Source organism: Candidatus Protofrankia californiensis (assembly GCF_900634765.1).
Classification (GTDB): Bacteria; Actinomycetota; Actinomycetes; order Frankiales; family Frankiaceae; genus Protofrankia; species Protofrankia californiensis.
In genome coordinates this window covers 46,286-47,119 of the sequence record NZ_CAAAFT010000428.1, presented here as the reverse complement: position 1 = coordinate 47,119, position 834 = coordinate 46,286, and the positions used below count along the sequence as shown (strand labels likewise).

At 75.2% G+C, this 834-nt stretch carries 1 pseudogene; it reads left to right on the top strand.

What is annotated here, in order from left to right:
• Positions 1-49: 49 nt before the first annotated feature.
• Positions 50-834: pseudogene (locus DD1DGNOD_RS28330) on the top strand (zinc ribbon domain-containing protein); the annotation flags it as partial.

Sequence of the window (834 nt, the reverse complement as noted above, 5' to 3'; positions counted from 1 at the left end):
CCGGTCGTGCGGGCAGAGCCTGCGTCAGGCGCGGGAGGCCGCTGACGCTGTGTCCGCCATCCGGCGGGCGTTGGACGATGGCCGTCCCCGGCACGCCGGCGAACTGCTGGCCGCTGCCCGTCCGGTGCTGGCGGTGCTCGGTGGCTCCGTCGCGTGGGCGGCCGAAGAACTCAGCGCACGGGTGGAGGCGGCGCTGGCTGCCGCAGACGCCGGGTGGCGGGCACTGGTGGAGGACCGCGAAGCCCGGCGCGCGGATGCCGCCACGGACGGGGCGCGCTGGCTCGTGGCTCAGGCCCGCGACGTGCCCGGCCCGGACGGACGCGCAGCCGAGGATGTGCTTGCCGAGCTCGTCGCCCATCAGGAGGTCATCCGCCGCCGGGTCGCCGCGGCTCGGGCGCTGCCCGCGGCCGACCAGGAAAACGCCTTGGCCGCGGTGCTCGCGACGGCTGCCGACAGCTGCGAGGCGCTGGCGGCGCTGGCCGCGGTGCCCCTCGCACCGCCCGGGGACCTGACCGCGACCGAACAGGACGGTGCGGTGGTCCTGCGGTGGCGGGCATTCCCTTCCAACGCCGGTCCGGTGTCCTACCGGGTGGTCCGCCTGCTCGGGGAGGCCGGCGGCCCGCCCGGGACAGCTGCGCTGGAACGCAGCCTGGGCACCACCCTGTCCACGGAGCTCTCCGATGCCGGGGTTCCGGCCGGGGTGATGGTCCGGCATGAGGTGACCGCGATCGTGGGCAGCCGGAGGTCGGTACCGGTACGCACACCTGGACTTGTGGTCATGCGGGACGTCGCCGATCTGCGTGCGGAGCAGATCGGCGACGCGGTGAAACTGTC